The following is a 23,709-nucleotide window of genomic DNA, read 5'->3' on the forward strand; positions in this document are numbered from 1 at the left end:
GGCATCATTTGATTCCGGTCATCGAGATCCCGCGGGTGAAGTACTTCTGCGCGAACACGAAGACCAGGACGGTCGGAATGATGGCCAGCGTCGCGCCGGCCATCAGCGGGCCGTACTGCGTGCTGTCCTGCGTCTGGAAGAACGCCAGCCCGACCGGGACGGTGAACTTGTTGACATCGCTGAGGTAGACCAGTGGGCCGAAGAAGTCGTTCCAGACGTTGACGAAGGTCAGCACCGCCAACGTCGCCAGCGCCGGTTTCGACAGCGGCAGGATGATGCTGACGAAGATCCGGAAATGGCTCGCCCCGTCGACGAGTGCGGCCTCGTCGTACTCCTTCGGGATCGTCATGAAGAACTGCCGCAACAGGAAGGTGCCGAAGGTGTTGGCGACGATCGGCGGGACGATCAACGGGAAGTGGGTGTTGATCAGGCCGGCCTTGACGTAGGCGGAGTACAGCGGCAGCACCATCAGCATGTCCGGGATCATCAGCGACGCGAGCAGCAGCCCGAAGGCGGCGTCCCGGCCGCGGAACTGCAGCCGCGCGAAACCGTAGGCGCCCAGCGCGCAGACCATCAGCCGGCCGATGATCACCAGCACCGTGATGTAGGCGCTGTTGCCGAGGAACCGGATGAAGGGCAGGACGCCGTTGTTGACCAGGTACGCATAGTTCTCGAACGTCCACGGGTTCGGGAGCAGGTGCGGGGTCAGGCTGATCACGTCGCCCGGCTCCTTGAACGAGCTGGACAACATCCACAGGAACGGCGCGATCGCGATCAACGCCACGAGCACGCAACCGACGTACGTCGCCGTCGGGCCGGCGATCCGGCCGACCCGCCGTCGACGTACCCCGCCGCTGTCGTCCACGGGCGCCGGCGATCGCGGCGTCGCGAGCTTCTCGCGCGTGTCTTCGATCGTCATTGATAGAACACCCACCTCTTCGACAGGCGGTTCTGGATCCACGTGACGGCGAGCAGTACCGCGAAGAGCACGATCGCCAGCGCCGAGGCGTACCCCATCCGTCGCAGCGAGAACGCCTCGTACCACAGGTGGTAGATGTAGACGTACGTGCCGTCGCCCGGCCCGCCGCCCGTCATCACCAGGATGAGCGCGAAGACCTGGAACGAACCGATCGTCTGCAGGATCAGCAGCATGAAGATCGTCGGCGTGAGGAACGGCAGCGTCACGTGGAAGAACCGGGAGAACCGGCCGGCCCCGTCGAGGGTGGCCGCTTCGATCAGCGTCTCCGGGACGCCTTGCAGACCGGCCAGGACGATGACCATGTTGAAGCCCATGTTCGCCCAGATCGCCGTCACGATCACCGCGGCCATCGCGGATCCGGGTTCACCCAGCCAGTGGGGTCCGGTGATGCCGAACGACGCCAGGACTGCGTTGATCACGCCGTACTGATCGCTGAACACCCACCGGCTGATGACGCCGACCGCGACCAGCGACGTCACGTACGGCAGGAAGATCAGCGCGCGGATGACAGCCATCCCCCGGAGCCGGTTGTTGACCAGCAGGGCCAGACCGATCCCGATGACGATCCCGACCGGGACGTATCCGACCGTGTAGATCGCCGTGTTGATCAGGCTCTTGCCGAACAGCGGATCCTGCCCGGAGAACATCTCCTTGTAGTTCGAGACGCCGGTGAACTTCGGCGCCGCCAGGCCGTCCCAGTCGGTGAAGCTGGTCACCAGCGTCGGCAGGACCGGGATGACGTTGAACAGCAGCGTCCCGAGCACGACCGGACCGATGAACATCCAGCCGCGCAGGTTGCGCCGCCTCGCTGTGACCGATTGTTCCGCCGTCACTTGGCCGCAACCTTCAGGTCGGGATCGGAGAGGGATCCTCCCTTCTCGAGCAACTCCTTGCCCTTGTCCCCGTTCCAGCCGCGCTTCTTGATCTCGGCGTTGACGGCATCCCGTCCGCGCTTGAGGTAGTCGGCGGTGGCGAGCTTGCCGCTGACCAGGTTGTTGGCGTTGGTGCCTTCGACGAACGAGTCGGCCAGCGCCGTCCCGATCGGCCCGCGCGGGAACGGCACGTCGACCGGCTTGCCGTCGACGTTGCCGAGCGCCTCGGCCCAGACGTTCGCGGTCTTCGGTCGCGGGTGGTCGGTGAACGCCGCGCTCTTGGCCACCTCGGTCAGCGCCGGTACGGCGAACTGCGCCTTGGCCATCACCTCCGAGGCCGCCTTGCCGCACAGGGCCTTCATCGCCAGGAACGCGGCCTGCGGGTCCTTCGCGGTCTTCGGGATGACCCAGGTGCGCGCGTAGTTCTTGGTCATCGCGAACAGCGGCGTCTTGGGCCAGGGCATCACGTCCCAGTCGACGTTCTTGCTGATCTGCGCGCTGATGTCCATGGCCTGCCACGTCATCGCGAGCTTCCCCCCGTTGAACAGCGGCAGGTACTCGACGTCGATGGTCGGGGCGTAACCCTCGCGGATGTAGGAGATCTGCTTGTCGATCGCGTCCCGCGTCTCCGGCTTGCCGTAACCGCACTCGGTCTGGTTGTTGTAGAGCGCGGTGTCGCCGGCGCCGTACGCCGTCGCCTGGATCGTGTTGACCGCGTATTGCAGGCCGTAGGTGTCGGTGCGGCTGCCGTTCTTCTTGGTCAGCTTCTTCACCGCCGCGTCGAACTCGTCCCAGCTCCACGCGTCGGCCCACGACGTCGGCGCCGTCAGGCCGGCGTCGGCGAACAGCTTCTTGTTGTAGTACAGGGCGTTCGCGCTCATGCCGGGCGTGATCGAGAACTGGTACCCCTCGACCGCGACCTTGGTGGTGAACGTCGGGCTGTACTTCGTCAGGTCGAAGCCGTTCGTGCTGTCCTGCATCATCTTGTCCAGCTGCAGGATCTTGCCGGTGGTGGCCAGGTCGTACACCCGGTCGTCGTCGATGCGCTGCAGGTCGGCCGCCGTACCGGAGGCGAACTGCAGCATGACGCTGGCCCAGTCGTCGCCCGGCGCGGGTTTCCAGACGATCTTGATCTTGTGCTCGTCCAGGCTCTCCTTCTGAGCAGCCGCGATCATGTCCTTGAACATCTTCTGGGTGGTGGGATCGCCCACCGAACTGAACGTCACTTCGGTCCAGCCGGCCGGCGCACCGGACGAGGACGAGCCGCCGCACGCGGTCAGTGACCCGGCGACGCCGGCGGCGGCCAGGCCGAGACCGGATCGGAGCAATCGGCGGCGGCTGAACAAGGGGCCGGAAGTCATGAGTGTCTCCCTCGGCGAGCGGGTTCGACCGGCGGGGCGGCAGGAGCTCTCTACACCGATGTACTACGGGGCGGCAGAGAGCTGCGGGCTATCGGTCTTTGGGTGTTGCATCAGTTTTCGCTTACCGCGGCAAGGCTGTCAACACTATCTGGAAGTTGACTTTCGATATGTGGAAGCTCGTGACCGGACCTGGCCAGCCCGGGGCGCGCACTTATGCTGGCGCGGTGGAGAACAAGACGTCCGGGAGTGTCCAATCCGTCGAACGGGCCTTCCAGCTGCTCGAACTGCTGGCCGACCACGGCGAATCGACCCTGACCGAGCTCTCGGCCGCGATCGACGTACCGGCGCCGACCACGCACAGGTTCCTGAAAACGCTGGTCTCGCTGGGCTATGTGCGCCAACTGCCGAACCGCCACTACGGACTCGGGCTCAAGTTGACCAGGCTGGCCGACCGGGTCGACTCGCAGCTCGGCCCGCTCGTGGCGCCGCACCTGGACACCCTCGCCCGGGAGATCGGCGAGTCGGCGAATCTCGCCGTACTGGAAGGTCACATGGTCGTCTACATCGCCCAATCGCCTTCCCGGCATGCGATGCGGATGTTCACCGAGGTCGGCCACCGGGCGCACACCCACCTGACCGGGGTCGGGAAGGCGATCCTGGCCGGTCTGCCCGACGACCAGATGGCCCGCATCGTCGGCAGGGCAGGCATGCCGGCCGCGACCGAGCGCAGCATCACCGACCTGGACCGGCTCCGCAAGGAACTGAACAAGGTCCGCCGCACCGGGTATGCGACCGACAACGGCGAACAGGAGGTGGGCGTCGTCTGCTATGCCGTTGGGATCCCCAACGTTCCGATCTCGATGGCGATCTCGGTCTCCGGTCCGGCCTTCCGGATGACGCCGGAACTCGGCAAGAAGGCAGTACCCCTGCTGCTCAGCGAGGCAGAGGCGATCTCCGCGGAACTGCTCGGTGTAATGGGCTGACGGCTGGGCCGTCCAAAAGGCACCACCTCCTGGGTGTCAGCGAGCGCCGGCCCGGCTGAGTCGGTGGTACATGTCGTTCCACTGCAGTTCGCGCTGGAACTCGCGCACAGTGGTCGAGGCGTCGATGACCGCCAGCTCGACGGACAGCATGTCGGCGAAGTCCTCGTACACCTCACGGTCGAGGGCAGTCGTCAGGACGGTGTGGTGAGGCCCGCCGGCCACCAGCCAGGACTCGGCAGAAGTAGCCAACGAGGGCTCCGGCTTCCACACGGCACACGCGACCGGCAGCTGCGGGAGCGCCTCGTCCGGCTCGACAACGTGTACGACGTTCGCCGTGAGCCGGAAGCGGTCGCCCAGATCGGCGATCCCCACCACGACACCGGCGCCGGGATCGGCGGTGAAGCGCAGCCGGACGGGATCCTCGCGGCCGCCGATGGACAGCGGATGGATCTCCAGCGACGGGCGGGCCGTCGTGAGCGACGGACACACCTCGAGCATGTGGGCGCCGAGGATCTTCTCCTCCCCGGGCACCAGGTGGTACGTGTAGTCCTCCATGAAGGACGTGCCGCCGGGCAGTCCGCCGGCCATCGCCTTGCTCGCGCGCAGCAGCACCGACGTCTTCCAGTCGCCCTCGCCACCGAACCCGTAGCCGTCGGCCATCAAGCGCTGCACGGCCAGGCCAGGCAGCTGACGGAGGCCGCCCAGATCCTCGAAGTTGGAGGTGAACGCACCGAACCCGCCGTCGGTCAGGAACGACCGGAGGCCGAGTTCGATCCGGGCGCCGTACCGCAGGGATTCGTGGCGGGCGCCGCCGGGCAGCAGCTCGGCCGCGACGGAGCAGGTGTCGGCGTACTCCTGCACGAGGGGGTCGATCTCGCCGTCGGCCACTGCGTCGACCGCTGCGACCAGCTCGTTGATGCTGTAGGTGTTGACCGATACGCCGAACCGCAACTGCGCCTCGACCTTGTCCCCCTCGGTGACGGCGACGTCGCGCATGTTGTCACCGAACCGGGCGAGCTTGAGGGAGCGGAGCTCCGCGACGCCGAGCGCGGCACGGGCCCAGTGCCCGACCCGCGCCTGGACGGTGGGCGACTCGACATGCCCGGCGACGGTCTTGCGCGGCACGTGCAGCCTGGACTGGATGTAGCCGAACTCCCGGTCGCCGTGGGCGGCCTGGTTCAGGTTCATGAAGTCCATGTCGATCGAGGCCCATGGCAACGCCACGTTGGCCTGCGTGTGCAGGTGCAGCAGCGGCTTGCGGAGCGCGTCGAGGCCGGCGATCCACATCTTCGCGGGCGAGAAGGTGTGCATCCAGGCGATCACGCCGACACATTCCGGCGCACTGTTCGCCGCCAGCATCTGCCGGTGGATCGCGCCGGCGTCGAGCAGTACGGGCTTCCAGACGATCTCCACCGGCAGGTTCGCGCCGGCGAGCTGCTTGGCGACGGCCTGGGACTGCTCGGCGACCTGCTCGAGAGTGCCGGGACCGTACAGGCCCTGGCTGCCGGTGAGGAACCAGACCTCTCGGGCCGTCTCGGTGCTGTTCACAGACATGTGGTCCTTCCGGCAGTCATCGTTGTCCGTAGACGTTCTGGTAGCGATCGAAGAGGCTGTCGACGTACTTCTGCTCGATCGGGATCGGCTCACCGAGCTGGCGGGCCAGGTGCACCGTGCGGGCGACGTCCTCGCACATGACCGCCGCCTTGACCGCTGCCTTGGCGGTCGGCCCGATCGTGAAGACGCCGTGGTTCTGCATCAGCACCGCGGGCGAGCGCGAGTCGCGGAGCGTCTCGACGATGCCGCGGCCGATCGAGTCGTCCCCGATGATCGCGAACGGACCGACCGGGATCGCGCCACCGAACTCGTCGGCACACATCGTCGTGACGCACGGGATCGACTCACCCCGTGCGGCCCACGCGACGGCGTACGGCGAGTGGGTGTGGACCACGCCGCCGACGTGCGGCATCTCGCGGTAGACGTAGGCCTGCGCCTCGGTGTCCGAGGACGGCGCGTGCTCACCCTCGACGACGCGACCTTCGAGATCGCAGACGACCATGTTGCCGGGCGTCAGCTCGTCGTAGGCGACCCCGCTCGGCTTGATCACCATCAGGTCGTGACCGGGCACCCGGGCGGAGACGTTGCCCGCCGTCCAGACCACCAGCCCGTACGCCGGCAGATGTGCGTGGAGCTGAGCTACCTCGGTCCGCAAGCGGATCAGGGTGTCGGCGACTTCCGCGGTCGCGCTCATCGGGCCTCCAACGCCGTACGCCGGATCGACTTGAGCTTGCGCATCAGCCGGCTGTGCCGCCCGAAGAACTCGTGCAGCTCGAGGTACAGATCGAACAGCTGGTCGTAGGCTTTGGCGCGCTCCTCGTCGGGCAGGTGCACGCCGCGTCTGACCTTGCCCATGCTCTTGGCCGCGGTCGGGACATCGGGATAGGCGCCGGCCGCGACCGCGGCGTGGATCGCCGAGCCGAGCGCCGGCCCTTGGTCGGAGTCGATGATCGAGAGCGGCAGCCGGGTGACGTCGGCGTAGATCTGCATCAGCAGGGCGTTCTTGGCCAGGCCACCGGCGATGATCAGCTCCTTCACCGGTACGCCGCTGTCGCCGAACGTCTCGGTGATGACCCGCGTACCGAAGGCCGTTGCCTCAAGCAACGCTCGGTAGGAGTCCTCGGGCCGGGTCGCCAGCGTCTGCCCGACGATCAGGCCGGAGAGCTCGTGATCGACGAGCACCGACCGGTTGCCGCTGTGCCAGTCGAGCGCGACAAGTCCGTGCTCGCCAACGGCCTGGTCGGCGGCGAGCCTCGTCAGGTGCTCGTGCAGCGACTCTCCTGCGGCGGCCGCGGCTTCGTAATAGGACGGCGGTACGGCGTTGTCGACGAACCAGCCGAAGATGTCGCCGACGCCGCTCTGACCGGCCTCGTAGCCCCAGCTGCCAGCGATGATGCCGCCGTCGACCACACCGCACATGCCAGGCACCTCGCGAAGCGCATCGGCGCTCATCACGTGGCAGGTCGACGTACCCATGATGGCCACCATCTGGCCGGCCTCGACGGCCTGGGCCGCGGGTGCGGTCACGTGTGCGTCGACGTTCCCGACCGCGACCGCGATGCCTGCGGGCAGGCCGGTCCACTCCGAGGCCTCAGCAGTCAGGGTGCCGGCGGCAGCGCCGAGCTGACCGATCGGGTGCTCGAGCTTGTTGGCAACGAATGGCCCGAAGCCTGGCGCGAGGCCTTCGAGGAAGTCCGCCGACGGGTAGTGGCCGTCCTGCAGGATGCCCTTGTAGCCGGCGGTGCACGCGTTGCGGACGTAACTTCCGCACAACTGCCAGACGATCCAGTCGGCTGCCTCGACCCAGCGCTCCATCCGGTCGTAGAGCGGACGGTCCTCCTCGAACAGCTGCAACGCCTTCGCGAACTCCCACTCGGACGAGATCAGCCCGCCGTACCGCGGCAGCCAGCTCTCGCCGCGCTCACGCGCGAGCTCGTTGATGCGATCGGCCTGAGGCTGTGCGGCGTGGTGCTTCCAGAGCTTGACGTAAGCGTGCGGCCGGTCCGCCAGGCCTTCCACCTCGTTCAGCGGCGTGCCGTCGGTCAGGCACGGCACCATCGTGCAGGCGGTGAAGTCGGTGGCGATGCCGATCACTTGCGTCGGGTCGATCCCCGCTTCCGCGACGGCCGCGGGTACGGCGGTCTTCAGCACCTCGCGGTAGTCGCCGGGGACCTGCAGCGCCCACTCCGGCGGCAGTCGGTCACCAGTCGTCGGCAGCCGGTCGTCGACCACCGCATGCGCGTACTCGTGCACAGCCGTGCCGAGCTCGGCCCCATCGGAGACGCGAACGACCACCGCACGGCCGGACAGCGTCCCGTAGTCGACTCCGACGACGTACTGCTCAGTGCTCATGAGATCAAATTGTGAGCGTTAACATTTCGGACTGTCAAGGCCGACGGCGCGGCTGGGGACGGAGATTGTTAGCGCTAAACCCGCGGGCCGGCGGTGGAGTCGCGGATGACCAGAGCCGGGGGGATCAGGTGGGTCGACGGCTCGACCTCTCCAGCCAGCGCACGCAGGGTCAGCTCGACCGCACGCCGCCCGAGCACGGAGAACTCCTGGTCGACGGTCGTCAGCGCCGGCCAGAGGTACGACGCCTCCGGCACGTTGTCGAATCCGACCACGCTGATCTCGCCGGGTATGTCGCGGCCTTTCTCGTGCAGCGCGTACACGAGTCCGATCGCCATGGCGTCGTTGCCCGCGAAGACCGCCGTCACGTCCGGGTCCTCGGCGATCCGCAGGCCGGCCTCGTACCCGCTCCTCGGCGACCAGTCCCCGAAGAGCTCGGGTCCCGGCAGCACATGCCGCTGCTCGTGCGCGTGTTGCCAGCCCGCGCGCCGCTGGCGGGCCTCGACCCACTCCAGCGGTCCGGCGATATGGGCGACATGACGATGGCCGAGGTCGAGCAGGTGTTCCACCGCCAGCCGCGCGCCCACCTCCTGGTCGATGCCCACGGCCATGCGTTGACCTTCGCTGACGCCCTGGACGACGACCATCGGGACGGGCACCTCGACCGAGATCGCCTGCTCGAGCGCCTCGCGATGGGCGACGGCCACGACGATCGCTTCGACGGCCTCGTCGAGCAGGCGATCGACGGCGGCCCGCAACGACTCCGGCGAGAAGTCCTGGACGGCGACCAGTGAGACGTCGTACCCCGCCTTGTGGCCGGCGTCCTGGACCGCGACGGCGATCATGCTCGGCCCGTGCAGGACCAGGTGCGCCGAGATCATCCCGATCCGGTGCGACCTGTTCGTCACCAGGAGGCGGGCCGCGTTGTTCCGCCGGTAGCCGAGCTCGGCGATCGCCGCCAGCACGCGAGCACGGGTGTCGGCCCGGACCAGCTCCGAGCCGTTCAGCACGCGTGACACGGTCTGGTGTGACACGCCCGCGGCAGCGGCCACGTCGGTCATGCTCGGAGCTCGCCCCTGGTCCCCGTTCGCTCCGATACCTGGTCTCGCCATGGGGAAATAGTAGGGATCAGCTTCGGGGAACCGTGGATCCGCGGATCACCAGGCGTGGAGCCTGGCTGTGTAGGCCGGTGCCGAGTGCGTCGCCGTCCAGGGCCTCGAACACCCGCTGGGCGGCCGGCCCGAAGCCTGGAGGTCCCGCTCATCCCGTACCGCGACTGGGCTGAGCGGGGGCCCTCCACGATGCGCGTCTGGATCCCTGCCGAACCAGCGGTCAGTGACTGATCGAGCGCCTTTTCTCGTCGGGCCGCCAGTCGGTGTTGAAACCCCGCAGATGCGGGTGGTACATCTCGTCGCCGTCGTGCTGGGTGAATTCGACCTTCATCCACACGGCGTCGAGGTCGAACATCTCAACGCACACGTCGATGAGGGACTGGGCCAGCACAGCCCGGGTTTCGAGCGTGCGGCCTTTGCGGATGTCGCACATGATCAGACCGGACGGGGTGGGCGGGCCGGATTCGTGGCACCGCCACACTCCGCCGGCGCCGAGGTCGTGGACGGAGACGGTGAGCAGGTCCATCCCGATCTGCATGATCTCCGCGTAGATGTGCCCGACGCGCCCGGCGAACGTGCGTTTGGTGGCTTCGTCGACGGTCAGTGGGAGGTCGACCTGGATCGAGGGCATGACGTTCCTTCCTTCAGGCCCGGCTCTTGGCCAGGGCGAGTTCGATGTCTCGGGCCGCTGCGAACAGACGGCCCTCGTTACCCGCGGCGGCGACGAGTTGTACTCCGACCGGCAGTCCGTCGATCTCGCCCGCAGGCACACTGATTGCCGGCGAGCCGGTCATGTTCCACGGGCTGGTCAGCGAGAGCAGCGCGGACCGTACTTCCAGCTGGGCGCCGCCGACCGAGACGCGGCGCTCCCCTATGGTCGGCGCCACGAACGGGACACTCGGCAGAGCCAGTACGTCGTACGCCGCCAGCAACTCGTCGACCATCACGCGCAGTTCCTCGCGGGCCTGCCCTGCCTCGGCGTACCGCTGATCAGTGATCGAGCGGCCGGCGTACAACCGCTCGCGGACCTCCGGATCGATCAGGTCGGCGTCGGTGTCGTTGTGGTCGAGATGGTTCTCGTGCACCCGGAACGCTTCCCTGCCTTGAAGCGTCGAGAAGATCTCGAACAGCCCCTGACGCCGCTCCCACTTCGGGAATCCTCGGACGACGTCGACGCTGAACGCTGCGCTCTCGACGAGCCTTTGCGTCACCTGCTCGACCCGTGGATCCGTCACGGCGATCGACCCCGGCGGGATCCATCCGACCGACAGGTCGCCGGACCGGATGTCCACCCGGCGATCGCTGACGGCCTGGTAGCCGATCAGCGCGTCTTCGGTGGTCGTCGCGAAGACACCGACGTGATCCAGGCTGGGCGCCAGCGGATACACACCGACGCTCGAGATGTCGTCGTAGGCCGGTTTGAGCCCGACGACACCACACAGCGCGGCCGGTACCCGGACCGATCCCGCCGTATCGGTGCCCAGCGCAACGAACACCATGCCGGCGGCAACGGCAACCGCGCTGCCGCCGCTGCTGCCACCAGACATCCGGCTGGGGTCGTGCGGGTTGCGAGAGGCGCCGTGGACCGAGCGGTCGCCGGTCGCGCCGTACGCGAACTCGTGCAAGGTCGTCTTGCCGATGATGACGGCTCCGGCGGCGCGCAACCGCCGTACGACCTCGGCATCCTCGGTCGCCGCGGCGCCGGAGGACACGGCCGATCCGCAACTGGTGGGCAGGCCGGCCATGTCGACGAGATCCTTCACGGCCACCGGCACACCGTGCAGCGGGCCGAGATCGATGCCTGCGGCAAGTTTCTCGTCGGCCAGCCGGGCGGCGGCCCGAGCGCCTTCGGCGTCGATCAGCGCGAACGCGTTGAGGACCGGATTCAGCTCGTGCGTACGGCGCAGCGCCGCCTCGGTCGTCTCGATCGCGGACGTCGCGCCGCTGCGCAGTGCGCGCGCGAGTTCGACGGCCATCATGACGCGAATCCCGGCAGGAGACGCAGCGGCGGGACGATCAGCGCCGTACAGATGCTCATCGACGCGACGTTGCCGATGAACGGATGGAAGGTCTTCGGCAACCGTGCCGAGAGCGCCGCCGCCAGTGGTGGAGCGATCAGCGCGCCGGCCAGTGCGCCGACCACGATGGACTGCAAGGTCCCGCCGAAGGCCAGGACGGTCGCGGGTGCCACGGAGACGACCGGCACGAAGGTCGGGTAGAACCCGTCCGACTGCCACCTCTTCCGCCAGATGATCACACCGGCAAACGCGGACAGGACTTGGCTCGCCAGCACTGCAGTGAACAGGCCGGATCCGTACGACGTACTCGACGGACTGACCACGTGAGCGACGACCGCGCCCAGGATCAGCGCCGCACTGGCCCATTCGTTACCGAAGAACTGCGCCTCGGAGAAGTCGGCCAATGCACGTCTGGGCACCCAGAGCAGCGATTGTCCGCGGTCACTCGGCTCCTCGCGTGGCCCGCGCCAAGCGCTCGCAACCGGCATCCAGCGAAGCCGCTTACAGAGCAAGAACGCCACGATCGCACCGGCCCACATGCCCGTGGTGGCGCCGACCACCGGCGGCAGGTCCAAGGGTGCGCAGATGAAGTGCACCGCGAGGATCGACACCGGTGGAGTCAGCACCGCTCCCAGCGCAGCCGCCGTCAGGCCGACACGCCAACCAGGCCCGTACAGAACGACGATCGCGGGCGCCACGGAGACCAGCGGGACGAACAAGGGCTGCCAACCGCCGGGCGTCAGCGTCCATCCCCAGGCGATGTTGCCCAGCACCAGGCTGACGAGCGCGCTACCCGCGGCCCACGGCCACAGACCCGAGCCGCAGGCCTGGATGAATCCCTGCCATCGCCACGAACGCCGGTTCGCGACATGGCCGACCAGGCCGCCGACCAGCAACAACGCCCCGGCCGGCGCGACCGCGTAGAACTGCGGTTCGCTGATCGATCCGACCAGCCAGGACAAGAGTCGTCCGGGATCGGCATAGTCCCCGTCCCACGGTCGCGCGCTCTGAGTGAGCCGCACGAACGTCCAGGCGGCGAGCGCAACGAGCGCGACCCCGACCGACCCGGCCCAGAACGCGGCGCCGATCCGGCGCGGGCCGGCCACACCGGTCGTACGGCGGATTGTTGTCATGGCCGTCACCTCGGTAGCGGGGCGCGGTCGGTGTAGCCGAGCATCTGGTCGTAGAGGTCGGTACGCCGATCCCGGTGCAGGTCGTTGAGCTGGTTCCAGATCGGGGCCGTCCGGGCGGCAGTGAGGTCGATGTCGGCGTAGATGATCGTGTCCTCGTCCGGGCCCGCGATCCGGTCGATCGGCCAGCCGTTGGTCCCGGCGATCAGCGAGTTGCCCATGAACCCGGCGCCGCGCTCCTGCCCGGTCCGGTCCGCGGTGGCGATGAACACGTTGTTGGCGTGGGCCGCCGTCATGGTCAGGTACGCCGCCATGCAGACACCACTCGCGTCGTACAGAGGCGGCGGCGTCCAGACCCAGCCGGTGGGGATGCAGATGATGTCCGCGCCCATCTGCGCCACGATCCGGGCCGTCTCCGGGAACCAGATGTCCCAGCACACGAGCAGGCCGATCCGGCCGATCTTCGTGTCGAACACCTGGAACCCCTCGTTGCCAGGGGTGAACCAGAGCTTCTCGGTGTTCCACAGATGCGTCTTGCGGTAGCGGCCGATGTATCCGTCCGGCCCCACGAGTACGGCGGTGTCGTAGAGCGTCACGCCGACCCGCTCCGCCACACAGCCGACGATGTACACGTCCCGGGCGGCGGCGATCCGCGCGAACGACTCCACCGTGGGCCCGTCCGGAACGGATTCGGCGTGGGCGTAGGCCTCCTCCCGGCTCTCGAACACGTACCCGGTCGTCGCCAACTCCGGGAGCACGATCAGGCCTGCTCCCGCGTCGGCCGCGGCCGTGATCCGCTGCTCCACCGCCAGCGCGTTGGCCTTCAGGTTCTCGACCCCCACCCGTGGCTCGAACTGCACGACCGCAACCCGTACCGGGCTCACCCTCGAATCCGCCTGTGACGTCATGACCTGGCCTCCTCGGCAACCTGGTTTCAACTTGAAACCGCTTGAGGGGAGCGTAGAGGAGGTGGTTTATACTTGCAACCACTTGTTGACGAAGGAGTCCGAATGCCACAGCGCGTGACCCACGAGGGAGCCGAGTGTCCGGTGGCCCGCGCGGTCGACGTGGTCGGCGACCGCTGGTCGTTGCTCATCGTCCGGGACGCCTTCGACGGCATCAGCCGCTTCGGCGAGTTCCAGCGGAACCTCGGCCTGGCGAAGAACATCCTGTCGTCCCGACTGCGCGAGCTCGTTGCGCACGGCATCCTCGAGGTCCTGCCGGCCGCGGACGGCAGCGCGTACCACGAGTACTCCCTGACCAAGAAGGGCCGCGACCTGTTCGTCATCCTGGTGAGCCTGCGGCAGTGGGGCGAGGACTACCTCTTCGAAGCCGCCGAACCGCACTCGGTCCTGCTCGACACCAAGCACGACAAGCCGGTCGGCAAACTCACGGTCACCGACGACGCCGGCCACGTCCTCGACTCGTCCGAGGCCTACGTCCGCAAAGTGGCGAGCTGACTCCTACGCCGACAGTCGGCGGCAGCCCGCGGTGAACAGCAAGGCGGCCGAGGTGGCGCCGGGGTCCTGGTGGCCGACGCTACGTTCGCCGAGGTAGCTCGCACGGCCCTTGCGGGCGAGCATGTCGATCGTGGCGTCCCGGCCACGCTCGGCACCCAGACGACCAGCCGTGAAGACCTCGGGGAGGTCGTAGAGTCCGGCCGCGGCCGCCGCGAACGCTTCGATCCCGGGGGCGAGAGCGTCGTACAGAGTCTTGTCGCCGGGCTCCGCGCTGCCGCGCGCGACGATACCCCCGAGGCCGGCCCGGAGACCGGCGGTGAAGTCGCGGCAGTCCAGCTCGGGATCGTTGCCGATGGCATCGCCGAGGCGGAGGAAGAACGTGCCGAACAGCGGCCCGGCGGCGCCGCCGACCGAGCCGACCACCGTCCGGCCGACCTGGGCGAGCAGGTTACCTGGGCCATCCGGGGCTTGGTCGAGGCCGGCGGCGACGACAGCGAAGCCGCGGGCGAGGTTGGTGCCGTGGTCGGCGTCCCCGATCGCGGCGTCGAGCGCGTTCAGCCGGTCGCGATGGGTCTGCATCAGCTCGCTGAACTCACGGATCCACCCGGTCAGGAACCCGGCCGTGATCCGATCGGGCGCGCCGAGGCTCGCGGCCGGGCGCAGCCCGGAGCTCTCGCCCATCGGAAGCCTCCTCTTCGGAACAGCGTTCGGCATTGTCGAATCTATCTCGGAACATACGCGTGTGGTTCACTGCTGTAAAGATCTGTTCGCAACTGAGGGGTGGCCGATGATCCAGTCCGTCGACCGGGCGCTTCGGATACTCGGAGTACTGCAGGGCGCCCGACGGCTGAGCCTCAGCGACGTCGCGGCCCGCCTCAGCCTGCCGCCCTCCACCGTCCACGGCATCCTCAAGACGCTGCAGGCGCACGGCATGGTCGTCCAGGACCGCGACTCGAACCGCTACCAACTCGGCCCGGCCGTCCTCAAACTCGGCAACGTCTACCTCGACACACTGGAACTGCGCTCCCGGGCCGCGACCTGGTCCGAGGAGCTCGCGCGCCGCAGCGGGTACGCCGTACGGACCGGGGTGCTGACCTTCGACGAGGTGGTCATCATCCACCACGAACCGAGGCCGGACGGCAGCCGGCAGATGCCCGAGGTCGGCATCGTGATCCCGGCCCACGTGAGCGCGCTGGGCAAGGCGTTGCTCGCCTTCCATCCCGACCAGGCCGACGAACTGTTCGCGGCCGGCAAGCTGCGCAGCATGACGTCGGAGACCACCATCGACCCCGCGGTACTGCGCCCGGAGCTGAAGGAGATCGCCCGCGAGGCGATCGCCACCGAGCGGGAAGAGGCCGTGCTCGGCGAGGCCGGCGTCGCCGCACCGATCTTCGACGCCGCCGGGATCGCCGTCGGCGCCATCGGCATCGTCCTGCCCGCGTCGGACTGGCCGCCGTCCGAGCCGACCGTCACCGCGGTGCGCGAGACCGCCCGCAACATCTCCCGGGAACTCGGCGCTCCGCGCTGGCCGGTCCCGGCCTGATCCTTCCCGGCCTGATCCCTCCGGCCTGATCCCTCCGGCCTGATCCCTCCTGGCAACGCTTTACAGCCGGGTCGCGCCGCCCTATCGTGTGAATCTCATTCGACATTGTCGAATCAGATTCGATCTGGAGGTTGCGCGTGAAGAAGCTCATCAACGATCCGGCGGACGTCGTCCCGGAGATGCTGCACGGGTTCGCGCTCGCCAACCCCGGGATCGTCGTACTGGGTGACGGCGTGGTGGTCAGGACCGACCACGCCGAGCTGGCCGCGAAGGGACAGGTGGCGATCATCTCGGGCGGTGGCGCGGGCCACGAGCCGGCACACGCCGGGTACGTCGGCCACGGCATGCTGACCGCCGCGGTGTCGGGCGACGTCTTCAGCTCGCCGTCCGCCGACGCGGTGCTCGTGGCGATCCGCACGGTCGGCAGCCCCGCGGGCGTGCTGCTGATCGTGAAGAACTACACCGGTGACCGGCTGAACTTCGGCCTCGCCGCGGAGATCGCCCGGAGCGAGGGAATCCCGGTCGAGCTGATCGTGGTCGCGGACGACGCCGCACTGGTGGACGGCGACGACACGGCCGGCCGGCGCGGCCTCGCGGGCACAGTTCTCGTCCACAAGATCGCGGGCGCGGCAGCCGAGTCCGGACAGCCACTCGAGGAGGTGACGCGGCTGGCGCGGGCCGCGGCCGCGTCGGTTGCCACCATCGGCGTCGCACTGACCGGTTGCACCGTGCCGGCCGCGGGTAAGGCCGGGCTCGACCTGGGACCGGCCGAGATCGAGTGGGGCCTGGGCATCCACGGCGAACCCGGCGTCGAGCGCGGCACGATGCCGTCCGCCGACGAGGTCGTCGACCGGCTGCTCGACCGGTTGATCGCCGACCGCGAGCTCAGCGAAGGCGACCGCGTGGTCATGCTGGTCAACAACCTCGGCGGGACGCCGGCGATGGAGCTCGGCATCGTCGCCCGACGGGCTGTGCAGCATCTCGCCGACCGCGGGATCCACCTCGAACGCCTCTGGGCCAGTACCTTCCTGACCGCGCTGGAGATGGCCGGTTGCTCGTTGTCGCTGGCGCGCGTCGGCGACAAGGCCCTCGCCCTGCTCGACGCCCCGACGACCACGATGGCCTGGCCGGCGCCGCACCACGGCCGGGTCGCGGACCAGCCGATCGCAGCGACCGCCGTACCTGAAGACCGGCAACGTCCCAGTGCACCGGTCGACGAGTCGTTGTGGCGTGCTGTCGCCGCCGTCTGCCAGGCCTTGATCGATTCCGAGCAGCTGCTCACCGATCTGGACCAGCAGGTCGGCGACGGCGATCTCGGGATCAGCCTCGCGCGGGGCGCGCACGCCGTACTGAATGACAAGGACACGTACGACGGGACTGACGCCGCGTCGACCCTGCGCGGTATCGCGGCCACGGTACGCCGTTCGGTCGGTGGTACCTCGGGTCCGCTCTATGCAGCGCTTCTCCTGCGTACGGCGGCCGCGCTCTCGGCCGGCCACCCGTGGCCAGAAGCCTTTGCCCAAGGCAACGATGCGGTCATCGAGCTGGGCGGCGCGCGGATCGGCGACCGGACCATGGTCGACGCGCTGCTCCCGGCCGCTGCCGCGCTGCGTACCGGTGCACTGACCGATGCCGTCGCCGCAGCGCGGACCGGCACGGATGCGACGGCCCGCATCCAAGCCCGCCGCGGCCGATCGAGCTACTTGGGCGACCGCGTCCTCGGCACGGTGGACCCCGGCGCCGAAGCCGTCGTCATCTGGCTCACCGCCATCACCTCCACGCTCGAGGCGACGCCGGTCAGCTGACCTCCACCTCTGCTGCCTTGCGCAGGAGTACGGAACGTTCGCGCTCGTTGGCGCAGAGCCGGGCGGCCAGCTCCAGCTCGGCGCGCGCTTCCGTTCCCCGGCCGAGGCGGGCGAGGAGCTCACCGCGGACGGTCGGAACCAGGTGCGAACCGGGGAGCCGGTCGGAGGCGATCAGCTCGTCCACGATGGCCAGGGCTTGCGCCGGGCCCGATGCCATGGCCACGGCGACGGCCCGGTTGAGCTCGACCACCGGCGACGGCGCGACCCGGCCGAGCGCCTCGTACAGCACCACGATCCGGTCCCAGTCGGTCGCCCCCACCGACGGCGCCGTCGCGTGTGTGGCCGCGATCGCCGCCTGCAGGCCGTAAGGTCCGAGTCCGCGAATCGATGCCTTGGGCAACGCGGCCAGCCCGCGGTGGATCGCCGAGAAGTCCCACCGGCGCCGATCCTGCTCCGTCAGCAGGATCGGCGAATCGTCCGCGCCGGTCCGGGCCGGGAAGCGCGCGGCGGTCAGCTCGCACAACGCGAGCAGACCGTGCACCTCGGGCTCGTCCGGCTGCAACGCGGCGAGGGTGCGGGCCAGCCGGATCGCCTCGTACGCGACATCGGGACGCAGCAGCCTGTCCCCTGACGTGGCCGTCGACCCCTCGGTGAAGATCACGTAGATGACGCTGAGCACGCCGCCCAGCCGTTCCCTTCGCTCGTTGGCCGGCGGCAGCTCGAACGGCACGCCGGCCGCCGCGATCGTCTTCTTCGCGCGGGTGATGCGGGCCTGCACGGTCGGCACGGAGATCAGGAACGCGCGGGCGATCTGTTCGGTGGTCAGGCCGCCGACCACGCGCAGGGTCAACGCCACCCGGGCCTCGGGCGAGAGCACCGGGTGGCAGCTGACGAACATCAGCGCCAGGATGTCGTCGTCGATCCGGTCGGGGTCGATCTCGTCCTCGACCACCGGGTCGGTCGCCAGCAAGGCATACCGGTCCCGCAGCGCCGAGCGCCGGCGGATCGCGTCGATCGCCCGCCGCCGGGCCGTGGCCATCAGCCAGCCGACCGGATTGTCCGGAGGGGTGACCGGCCATGACACCAGTGCCTCGGCGACCGCTTCCTGGGCGGCATCCTCGGCCAGCGCGAAGTCGCCGGTGAACCGGGTCAGCGCGGCGACGATCCGGGCCGACTCGATCCGCCAGACGGCCTCGACGCCGGCCGTGTCCATCAGACCCGGCCGGTGCTCGCGGCGCGCTCCTCGACGGATCCCTCGTGGCCCGGCGGCCGCTCGTCCTCCCCGGCCACCCGCCGTACCTCGATCTTGGCCCCGGGCACCGACGGCACCCGCCGGGCCCACTCGACCGCTTCCTGCTTCGAGGCGACGTCGAGCATGAAGTAGCCGCCGAACAGTTCCTTGGTCTCGCCGTAGGGCCCGTCCGTCACCACCGGCGCGTCACCGCTGAAGTCGACGACGACGCTCTCCGCCGCATCGTCCAGCCCTTCGGCCGCGACGAACACGCCGGCCTTCATCAGCTCCTCGATGTAGCTGTACGTCGTAGCCGCCAACTCCTCGAACCCGGCCATCACAGCCGCGTTCGACTCGTCGGTCCCCCGCATGATCAGCATGTACTTCGCCATCGCACTCTCCTCGTCCACAGGACCGCCTCCCGGCCCTCGCCCCCAGGTCGAACGAGCGTCCCACAGATCGACACCACCACTCACATTCTTCGGCGCCAGGTGTCGAGGGTGGGAAACCGGCTCCGATCCAGAGGTGACCTAGGAGGCAGATCATGCGCGTTCTCATTTCTGGTGCGAGTGTTGCGGGCGCGATGGCCGACCACATCCGCGGCGGCCGCGCCGTCGCCCTGAGCGCGGTGAAGACGCTGATCCCCAAGTCCCGCCTCGGCATGGCAGGCCTCGCCCAAGGCGCCCGCCTGGTCTCCGCCCTCCCCGCAGGACCGAGCCGCGCCCTGCTGCGTCTCACCACCAAGAGCGCCCGCGTCTACAACTCCATGACCGTCGACAACTACGCCGCCTCGATGGTTCCGTCAGAGCGGTAGGCCGTTGTCGTCAGTTGTCAGCGACTGGGGTTTGAACTTGGTCAGGAAGGCGGTCAGGGAGCCGTTGGGTTGTTCGATGATCGTCCCGCCGTCCTGCCAGATGCCGTCGAGGTGCTGGAACTCGCCGGGTGGGTCGCCCTGGTTGTAGTGGATGTCGTGCACGCCGAGTCCGTGGTCGTACGGAGCCCCGTACACGTAGACGCGCCGCGAGCCGGTCAGGCGTTGTTCGAGGAGGTTGAGCGCGTTGTCCGCGGTGCTCTCGACCCAGCCGAACCGCGGCGAACGCAGTACGGCGTTGATCATTGCGCCCAGCGGGTTGGCGACGAGCGTCATACATCCCCGTCCGCGCAGCAGCGGAGAGCGGAGGTAGTCCAGCGCGCCGGAGGTCGGCGTGCCGGCGAGCAGGTGCCAGCCGTCGGGAAGTGCCGCGGTCGTCGCGAACAACTGCTGGTCGAGGTCCTGCACCTCGCGATACTGAACGGGTACGCCGCTGGGCGTCGACACGTCGACGGCGCACTCGTACTCACCCGCCGGAGCGGCGATGTACATCTTGCCGTGGTACCACGAACCGAAGTCGTTCGGATCCTCCCGCGCGAAGCGGATCAGCCGTCCGGCCAGGACCCCGTAGCTCGCGAGCGGCATCGTTTCCCCCGATCTGCTCCCCTTGCTGCGATGGTACGTCGGATACTTGGGGAATGTCGGAGATGGATCTGCCGGAGTTGAACCGTGCGGAGCTTCACGCGGTTGAGGCGATGCGTGCTGGTGGGGCTGTTGTCGTGACCAACCCCAGTCCGATGACGTACGGCGTGGTGGCTCGCGATGCCCGCGCGATCAATCGTCTGAAAGGCCGCCCCGTCGACCAGCCGGTCGGAATCTCGATCCACGGCGAGACCGCGCACGATCAGCTGTTCCGGTACCTCGACGTCGGGACCGACACCCGCGCCGCGATCGACTTCGCCCTCGCCGAGCGAATCACCGTTCTGGCGCCGATCCGGCCGGATCCCACGAGGCCCGAGTGGCTGGCGCCGGCGATCCAGGACGGCTGGGTGGTGTTCTTCGACGGATGCTGGGGGCAACTGGCCTATCTGTGGACGAGCTTTCCCTTCCTCTACGGAAGTAGCGCCAACCGGACCGGCGAAGCGCCGGCCGCCTCCGCCGCCGAAGCCCGTAGGCAGTTTCCGGGCGGCACCATGGTCATCGACGCCGACCACCTCCGCGAACCGGCCGCCACCTACGGAGCCAGCACGATGATCCGGGTCGAGCCGGACGGGCGGATGTCCCTGCACAGGTCAGGTATCCAGGACCAGGCGGCTGGCGGGGCCGAGGTGATTCTCGAGCGACTGCGCGAGTTCAGATCGTCCGTCGCCCGGCTGGACGGGTCGGCCAGTTCGCCGCTGGGCAAGACCTATCTGTCTACCGCGGCGACCAGGCAACTGTTGCCGAGGACACGGATCCGGCTGGGGTTCGCACGGGTGCCGAACAAGAATGCGGACGGACCGCGGGTCTGGGACGTCATCAGAGCACATGTCGGTTGCAACAGCCTGGGCACAGCCACCGCGGCCGGCGAACTGCTGGCCGGCGGGAGGCTGTCGATCGAAGGAATCGGCGGCACCCTGGTCGGCTGCGAACCGCCGCTCCGGGACCAGGAGGAGTGGTTGAAGACGTTCTTGATGAGCAAACCCAGCTGGCGGCTGGACGGTGACGAGCTCACCCTCACCTCAGGCGGTTCGACGATCACCCTGCTGGACCGCAAGATCGCCGAACCCGACCTCCCGCTCGAAGGGATCAGGTGGGAGGTCGTCACCACCATCACCAACGCCGACCTCCGCCACCATCGCTCTCTCGCCGAGCACGCCTGGATCACCATCGACGGCGAGCGGCTGACCGGCTGGACCGGTTGCAACGAACTCGCCGCCACCGTCACCCGCAACAACACAGAGCTGAGCTTCAGCGACGTCACCGTCACCGACCAGGCCTGCACAGACGAAACCGCCGCGGTGCAGGCCGCGATGCTGGCCACGCTCGGATCCGCCGTCGACTACACCGTCGACTACAACGAGCTGACCCTGCTGGCCCCGTCCGGCATCGGCCTCGATCTGAAAGCGGGTTCAGAGCCGTTGCCCTGGTCGCCGTTGAGGGTTCGGCGATAGTCGCGCGGGTTGGTGCCTTTGAGTTCGCGGAAGCGGCGGTTGAAGTTCGCCAGGTTCTCGTAGCCGACGCGTGCTGCGATGTCCGCAATGGCGAGGTCGGTGTCGCCCAGGAGCCGGCAGGCCGCCGCGACTCGGAGTTCGTTCACGTAATCGGTCAAGGTCCGTCCGAAGGTACGACGGAAGAACCTGCTGAACGCCGTCGGTGTCAGGTGTGCCACCGCGGCGACGTCGCCGAGCCGGATCGGGGTCGTGTAGTTCGCGGACAGGTAGGTATGGACGGCGTCGGCGCGCTCGCGGGCCGGCGCACCGACCGGCCGGTGGACGGTCGCGGTGGACAGGATGCGCGGAGCGTGGTCGGCGAGTCGGCTCAGGAGACCGAGAAGACGCAGGGTCCGCTCGGCGGGCCCGCCGACCGCGAGCTCACGCATCGCTGCTTCGATCCCATCGTCTGCGGCAAGGTTGAGACCGCCCGCGGCGGCAGCCAGCAGTCCGCCGATCGTCACGAACTCGGGCCGGTCCCAGAACTCCGCGCCGAGGAAGTCGGGCCGGAACTGCACGACGACGGCCTCGTGCTCCGCACTGTCCGCGCCGGACGCGTACGTGTGGGGAACGTCGGCGCCGATCAGGGTCAGATCACCCGGCCAGTAGTTCTCGATGCTGTCGCCGACGATCCGGGTGCCGCTGCCTTTGGTGATCAGCGTGAGCTCGACCTGCGGATGGAAATGCCAGTGGAAGTCGAACGCCGCCCCGTGCCGCACGTGGTGGTGCCAGGAGATCTCGTCCGGCTCGGCTACGTGCTCGAACACGGCTCGCATACCTGAGAAGCGTACCCAGTCGCCCCGATTCCGCGACCAGCACCAGCAGACCGGACAACGCAGTACCGGAACTGGTCAGCTCAGGCGTCGATCAGACGCGGTACGACGAGCCAGGCTGGAGGTCCGATCGCATCCGGGAGGCACCGTGTTCGACATCGACTCGCCGTACCAGCTCGCCGACGACGCGCCCGAGCGCTTCGAGCGGGACGGCTTCGTCCGGCTGCCCGGCGTACTCGATGCGCCGACCATCGACTTCTTCGAACCGGAGATCACGTCCAAGGTCATCGAGCTGAACACCATGCACCTGCCGCTGGCCGAGCGGTCGACGTACGGCAAGGCGTTCCTCCAGGTGACGAACCTGTGGCAGCACAGCGAGCTGGTACGCCAGTTCGTCCTGTCCCAGCGACTCGGGAGGATCGCGGCCGAGCTGATGGGGGTGAAAGGTGTGCGGCTGTACCACGACCAAGCCCTCTACAAGGAGGCCGACGGCGGCATCACGCCGTGGCATGCCGATCAGTACTACTGGCCGTTCAGCAGCGATCGGACCTGCACGGTCTGGATTCCGCTGCAGGAGACGCCGGCCGGGATGGGGCCGCTGGAATTCGCGGTCGGGAGCCAGGCGTTCGAGTTCGGCCGCGAGCTGCCGATCAGCGACGAGTCGGAGATCGCTCTGCAGCAGGCGTTGAGCGAGCAGGGCTTCGGCGTGTCCGCCGAGCCCTACGCGCTCGGGGACGTCAGCTTCCACACCGGCTGGACCTTCCACCGTGCCGGCCCCAACACAACAGCGATTCCGCGGCGGGTGATGACCATCATCTACATCGACGCCGACATCACGGTCACAACGCCGACCAACGACAACCAGCGCGCAGACCTCGCCCACTGGCTCGCCGGCACCGAACCCGGCCTGGTCCCAGACACCCCGCTCAATCCCCGGATCTGGTGACGACTTCCTCGTCCGCCAGTGGTCGATTCGTCACCGTCCGTGTCGCCTCAGCCGTTATGAAGTTGGGCTTGTACTCGCTCGGCCCCGATCGACACCCTCTCCATCTGGGTAGGCCTGGACCTACTCAAAGTGACGGATTCCGACATCCGTTGAGACTCACTTCACAACGCCAGCAGCGACGACTAGCCTCCGAAGCGGAGGAACCCTGCCTTCTCCGACCCTGCACGCTGAAGGAACCGTTCGATGGCCAGCTTGGCGAGCTACACCACGCTGTACGTGACCGCGATCGGGCTGGACGGAGCGCCCGGCCTGGAACACATCGTCGCCGTGCGCTGGGATCCAGGCAGCCTGGACCCCGAGGAGTCGTCGCTCGCCGACTTCGTCCGCTGGCTCGACCAGGGCGCCGGCCGCGCCTTCGTCCGCCGCTCCGACGGCACCCGAGGTCCCCGCGTCCGGGTCAACTCCGACGGAATGCGCCGCTACCTGCACAGCCACGCCGACGACCAGTCCAACCAGGACGAACTGCTCCTCCTCCCCACCTGGCAACTACACCGCTCCAAGAAACACTCCCGCCGCATGTAACCCCGACG

24 protein-coding genes and 2 pseudogenes are annotated in these 23,709 nt (G+C 68.4%); 10 read left to right on the plus strand and 16 right to left on the minus strand.

What is annotated here, in order from left to right; genetic code table 11:
* Positions 1 to 4: 4 nt before the first annotated feature.
* Genes ACIA58_RS26740 through ACIA58_RS26750 form a run of 3 tightly spaced genes read right to left on the minus strand, consistent with a single transcriptional unit; the run spans position 5 to position 3,212 of the window.
* Positions 5 to 919: a carbohydrate ABC transporter permease gene (locus ACIA58_RS26740; RefSeq protein WP_396406536.1), complete on the minus strand. Its 915-nt coding sequence runs from the start codon at positions 917 to 919 to the stop codon at positions 5 to 7.
* Positions 916 to 1,812, minus strand: coding sequence for a carbohydrate ABC transporter permease (locus ACIA58_RS26745; protein WP_396406537.1), 897 nt, complete (start codon positions 1,810 to 1,812; stop codon positions 916 to 918). The genes ACIA58_RS26740 and ACIA58_RS26745 overlap by 4 nt, the downstream gene beginning before the upstream one ends.
* Positions 1,809 to 3,212: an ABC transporter substrate-binding protein gene (locus tag ACIA58_RS26750; RefSeq protein WP_396406538.1), complete on the minus strand. Its 1,404-nt coding sequence runs from the start codon at positions 3,210 to 3,212 to the stop codon at positions 1,809 to 1,811. Before ACIA58_RS26750 ends, ACIA58_RS26745 begins: the two co-directional genes overlap by 4 nt.
* A gap of 224 nt (positions 3,213 to 3,436) precedes the next feature.
* Here ACIA58_RS26750 and ACIA58_RS26755 point away from each other — a divergent pair, with 224 nt between their 5' ends.
* The gene (locus ACIA58_RS26755) at positions 3,437 to 4,195 is read left to right on the plus strand and encodes an IclR family transcriptional regulator (RefSeq protein WP_396406539.1); all 759 of its coding nucleotides are present in this window, start codon (positions 3,437 to 3,439) and stop codon (positions 4,193 to 4,195) included.
* A gap of 36 nt (positions 4,196 to 4,231) precedes the next feature.
* Here ACIA58_RS26755 and araA read toward each other — a convergent pair whose 3' ends face one another.
* The 4 genes from araA to ACIA58_RS26775 form a co-directional block, all read right to left on the minus strand.
* Positions 4,232 to 5,743: an L-arabinose isomerase gene (araA, locus tag ACIA58_RS26760; protein WP_396406540.1), complete on the minus strand. Its 1,512-nt coding sequence runs from the start codon at positions 5,741 to 5,743 to the stop codon at positions 4,232 to 4,234.
* Between the two features lie 22 nt (positions 5,744 to 5,765).
* Positions 5,766 to 6,443, minus strand: coding sequence for an L-ribulose-5-phosphate 4-epimerase (locus ACIA58_RS26765; RefSeq protein WP_396406541.1), 678 nt, complete (start codon positions 6,441 to 6,443; stop codon positions 5,766 to 5,768).
* Complete coding sequence (araB, locus tag ACIA58_RS26770) at positions 6,440 to 8,101, minus strand: ribulokinase (RefSeq protein WP_396406542.1); 1,662 nt, start codon at positions 8,099 to 8,101, stop codon at positions 6,440 to 6,442. Before araB ends, ACIA58_RS26765 begins: the two co-directional genes overlap by 4 nt.
* A gap of 74 nt (positions 8,102 to 8,175) precedes the next feature.
* Complete coding sequence (locus tag ACIA58_RS26775; RefSeq protein WP_396406543.1) at positions 8,176 to 9,210, minus strand: LacI family DNA-binding transcriptional regulator; 1,035 nt, start codon at positions 9,208 to 9,210, stop codon at positions 8,176 to 8,178.
* An 84-nt stretch (positions 9,211 to 9,294) separates the two neighbouring features.
* On the opposite strand from ACIA58_RS26775, the gene ACIA58_RS26780 reads away from it, so the two are divergent.
* The gene (locus ACIA58_RS26780) at positions 9,295 to 9,441 is read left to right on the plus strand and encodes a hypothetical protein (RefSeq protein ID WP_396406544.1); all 147 of its coding nucleotides are present in this window, start codon (positions 9,295 to 9,297) and stop codon (positions 9,439 to 9,441) included.
* On the opposite strand, the gene ACIA58_RS26785 is transcribed toward ACIA58_RS26780, so the two are convergent.
* Genes ACIA58_RS26785 through ACIA58_RS26800 form a run of 4 tightly spaced genes read right to left on the minus strand, consistent with a single transcriptional unit; the run spans position 9,431 to position 13,266 of the window.
* Entirely contained in the window at positions 9,431 to 9,841 is a 411-nt protein-coding gene (locus ACIA58_RS26785; protein WP_396406545.1) for a hypothetical protein, read from the minus strand. The two genes, ACIA58_RS26780 and ACIA58_RS26785, sit on opposite strands and share 11 nt — an antisense overlap.
* A gap of 13 nt (positions 9,842 to 9,854) precedes the next feature.
* Positions 9,855 to 11,189 (minus strand): amidase, encoded by a 1,335-nt coding sequence (locus tag ACIA58_RS26790; RefSeq protein ID WP_396406546.1) that lies wholly within the window; start codon positions 11,187 to 11,189, stop codon positions 9,855 to 9,857.
* Positions 11,186 to 12,361, minus strand: a complete 1,176-nt coding sequence (locus ACIA58_RS26795) for a hypothetical protein (protein WP_396406547.1) — start codon at positions 12,359 to 12,361, stop codon at positions 11,186 to 11,188. Before ACIA58_RS26795 ends, ACIA58_RS26790 begins: the two co-directional genes overlap by 4 nt.
* 5 nt (positions 12,362 to 12,366) lie before the next feature.
* A complete protein-coding gene (locus ACIA58_RS26800; protein WP_396406548.1) occupies positions 12,367 to 13,266 on the minus strand; it encodes a nitrilase family protein in 900 nt (299 codons plus the stop codon).
* 102 nt (positions 13,267 to 13,368) lie between these two features.
* On the opposite strand from ACIA58_RS26800, the gene ACIA58_RS26805 reads away from it, so the two are divergent.
* Positions 13,369 to 13,818: a winged helix-turn-helix transcriptional regulator gene (locus ACIA58_RS26805; RefSeq protein WP_396406549.1), complete on the plus strand. Its 450-nt coding sequence runs from the start codon at positions 13,369 to 13,371 to the stop codon at positions 13,816 to 13,818.
* 3 nt (positions 13,819 to 13,821) lie between these two features.
* Here ACIA58_RS26805 and dhaL read toward each other — a convergent pair whose 3' ends face one another.
* Positions 13,822 to 14,499 carry a dihydroxyacetone kinase subunit DhaL gene (gene dhaL, locus ACIA58_RS26810; RefSeq protein ID WP_396406550.1) on the minus strand — a complete coding sequence of 226 codons (678 nt, stop codon included), beginning with the start codon at positions 14,497 to 14,499 and terminating at the stop codon, positions 13,822 to 13,824.
* Between the two features lie 106 nt (positions 14,500 to 14,605).
* Here dhaL and ACIA58_RS26815 point away from each other — a divergent pair.
* The 3 genes and pseudogenes from ACIA58_RS26815 to ACIA58_RS26825 form a co-directional block, all read left to right on the plus strand.
* Positions 14,606 to 14,752, plus strand: a pseudogene (locus ACIA58_RS26815) (helix-turn-helix domain-containing protein); the annotation flags it as partial.
* A gap of 279 nt (positions 14,753 to 15,031) precedes the next feature.
* A pseudogene (locus ACIA58_RS26820) lies at positions 15,032 to 15,361 on the plus strand (IclR family transcriptional regulator C-terminal domain-containing protein); the annotation flags it as partial.
* A 137-nt stretch (positions 15,362 to 15,498) separates the two neighbouring features.
* On the plus strand, positions 15,499 to 17,166 hold the full coding sequence (locus tag ACIA58_RS26825; protein WP_396406551.1) for a dihydroxyacetone kinase family protein: 1,668 nt from the start codon (positions 15,499 to 15,501) through the stop codon (positions 17,164 to 17,166).
* Here the strand turns inward: ACIA58_RS26825 and ACIA58_RS26830 are convergent.
* Positions 17,159 to 18,379, minus strand: a complete 1,221-nt coding sequence (locus ACIA58_RS26830; RefSeq protein ID WP_396406552.1) for an RNA polymerase sigma factor — start codon at positions 18,377 to 18,379, stop codon at positions 17,159 to 17,161. The genes ACIA58_RS26825 and ACIA58_RS26830 overlap by 8 nt on opposite strands.
* The gene (locus ACIA58_RS26835) at positions 18,379 to 18,789 is read right to left on the minus strand and encodes a YciI family protein (protein WP_396406553.1); all 411 of its coding nucleotides are present in this window, start codon (positions 18,787 to 18,789) and stop codon (positions 18,379 to 18,381) included. The genes ACIA58_RS26830 and ACIA58_RS26835 overlap by 1 nt, the downstream gene beginning before the upstream one ends.
* A gap of 152 nt (positions 18,790 to 18,941) precedes the next feature.
* Here ACIA58_RS26835 and ACIA58_RS26840 point away from each other — a divergent pair, with 152 nt between their 5' ends.
* On the plus strand, positions 18,942 to 19,211 hold the full coding sequence (locus ACIA58_RS26840) for a hypothetical protein (RefSeq protein ID WP_396406554.1): 270 nt from the start codon (positions 18,942 to 18,944) through the stop codon (positions 19,209 to 19,211).
* Here the strand turns inward: ACIA58_RS26840 and ACIA58_RS26845 are convergent.
* A complete protein-coding gene (locus ACIA58_RS26845; RefSeq protein WP_396406555.1) occupies positions 19,200 to 19,853 on the minus strand; it encodes a DUF2278 family protein in 654 nt (217 codons plus the stop codon). The genes ACIA58_RS26840 and ACIA58_RS26845 overlap by 12 nt on opposite strands.
* A 53-nt stretch (positions 19,854 to 19,906) precedes the next feature.
* Between ACIA58_RS26845 and ACIA58_RS26850 the strand changes: the two genes are divergently transcribed.
* Entirely contained in the window at positions 19,907 to 21,361 is a 1,455-nt protein-coding gene (locus ACIA58_RS26850; protein WP_396406556.1) for an META domain-containing protein, read from the plus strand.
* Here ACIA58_RS26850 and ACIA58_RS26855 read toward each other — a convergent pair.
* Positions 21,262 to 22,176 carry an AraC family transcriptional regulator gene (locus tag ACIA58_RS26855; protein WP_396406557.1) on the minus strand — a complete coding sequence of 305 codons (915 nt, stop codon included), beginning with the start codon at positions 22,174 to 22,176 and terminating at the stop codon, positions 21,262 to 21,264. The genes ACIA58_RS26850 and ACIA58_RS26855 overlap by 100 nt on opposite strands.
* A 145-nt stretch (positions 22,177 to 22,321) precedes the next feature.
* Here ACIA58_RS26855 and ACIA58_RS26860 point away from each other — a divergent pair, with 145 nt between their 5' ends.
* The gene (locus tag ACIA58_RS26860) at positions 22,322 to 23,119 is read left to right on the plus strand and encodes a phytanoyl-CoA dioxygenase family protein (protein ID WP_396406558.1); all 798 of its coding nucleotides are present in this window, start codon (positions 22,322 to 22,324) and stop codon (positions 23,117 to 23,119) included.
* A 243-nt stretch (positions 23,120 to 23,362) separates the two neighbouring features.
* Positions 23,363 to 23,701 (plus strand): hypothetical protein, encoded by a 339-nt coding sequence (locus tag ACIA58_RS26865; protein ID WP_396406559.1) that lies wholly within the window; start codon positions 23,363 to 23,365, stop codon positions 23,699 to 23,701.
* Positions 23,702 to 23,709: the final 8 nt, after the last annotated feature.

Source organism: Kribbella sp. NPDC051586 (genome assembly GCF_044453965.1).
GTDB lineage: Bacteria > Actinomycetota > Actinomycetes > Propionibacteriales > Kribbellaceae > Kribbella.

What these genes read in the sequence shown, in the direction of transcription:
- ACIA58_RS26800 (WP_396406548.1), bottom strand. Translation starts at nt 13,266, where the DNA reads ATGACGTCACAGGCGGATTCGAGGGTGAGCCCGGTACGGGTTGCGGTC.
- ACIA58_RS26785 (WP_396406545.1), bottom strand. Translation starts at nt 9,841, where the DNA reads ATGCCCTCGATCCAGGTCGACCTCCCACTGACCGTCGACGAAGCCACC.
- ACIA58_RS26765 (WP_396406541.1), bottom strand. Translation starts at nt 6,443, where the DNA reads ATGAGCGCGACCGCGGAAGTCGCCGACACCCTGATCCGCTTGCGGACC.
- ACIA58_RS26790 (WP_396406546.1), bottom strand. Translation starts at nt 11,189, where the DNA reads ATGATGGCCGTCGAACTCGCGCGCGCACTGCGCAGCGGCGCGACGTCC.
- dhaL (WP_396406550.1), bottom strand. Translation starts at nt 14,499, where the DNA reads ATGGGCGAGAGCTCCGGGCTGCGCCCGGCCGCGAGCCTCGGCGCGCCC.
- araB (WP_396406542.1), bottom strand. Translation starts at nt 8,101, where the DNA reads ATGAGCACTGAGCAGTACGTCGTCGGAGTCGACTACGGGACGCTGTCC.
- ACIA58_RS26830 (WP_396406552.1), bottom strand. Translation starts at nt 18,379, where the DNA reads ATGGACACGGCCGGCGTCGAGGCCGTCTGGCGGATCGAGTCGGCCCGG.
- ACIA58_RS26775 (WP_396406543.1), bottom strand. Translation starts at nt 9,210, where the DNA reads ATGGCGAGACCAGGTATCGGAGCGAACGGGGACCAGGGGCGAGCTCCG.
- ACIA58_RS26795 (WP_396406547.1), bottom strand. Translation starts at nt 12,361, where the DNA reads ATGACAACAATCCGCCGTACGACCGGTGTGGCCGGCCCGCGCCGGATC.
- ACIA58_RS26835 (WP_396406553.1), bottom strand. Translation starts at nt 18,789, where the DNA reads ATGGCGAAGTACATGCTGATCATGCGGGGGACCGACGAGTCGAACGCG.
- ACIA58_RS26845 (WP_396406555.1), bottom strand. Translation starts at nt 19,853, where the DNA reads ATGCCGCTCGCGAGCTACGGGGTCCTGGCCGGACGGCTGATCCGCTTC.
- ACIA58_RS26865 (WP_396406559.1), top strand. Translation starts at nt 23,363, where the DNA reads ATGGCCAGCTTGGCGAGCTACACCACGCTGTACGTGACCGCGATCGGG.
- ACIA58_RS26750 (WP_396406538.1), bottom strand. Translation starts at nt 3,212, where the DNA reads ATGACTTCCGGCCCCTTGTTCAGCCGCCGCCGATTGCTCCGATCCGGT.
- ACIA58_RS26840 (WP_396406554.1), top strand. Translation starts at nt 18,942, where the DNA reads ATGCGCGTTCTCATTTCTGGTGCGAGTGTTGCGGGCGCGATGGCCGAC.
- ACIA58_RS26855 (WP_396406557.1), bottom strand. Translation starts at nt 22,176, where the DNA reads ATGCGAGCCGTGTTCGAGCACGTAGCCGAGCCGGACGAGATCTCCTGG.
- ACIA58_RS26740 (WP_396406536.1), bottom strand. Translation starts at nt 919, where the DNA reads ATGACGATCGAAGACACGCGCGAGAAGCTCGCGACGCCGCGATCGCCG.
- ACIA58_RS26805 (WP_396406549.1), top strand. Translation starts at nt 13,369, where the DNA reads ATGCCACAGCGCGTGACCCACGAGGGAGCCGAGTGTCCGGTGGCCCGC.
- ACIA58_RS26850 (WP_396406556.1), top strand. Translation starts at nt 19,907, where the DNA reads ATGTCGGAGATGGATCTGCCGGAGTTGAACCGTGCGGAGCTTCACGCG.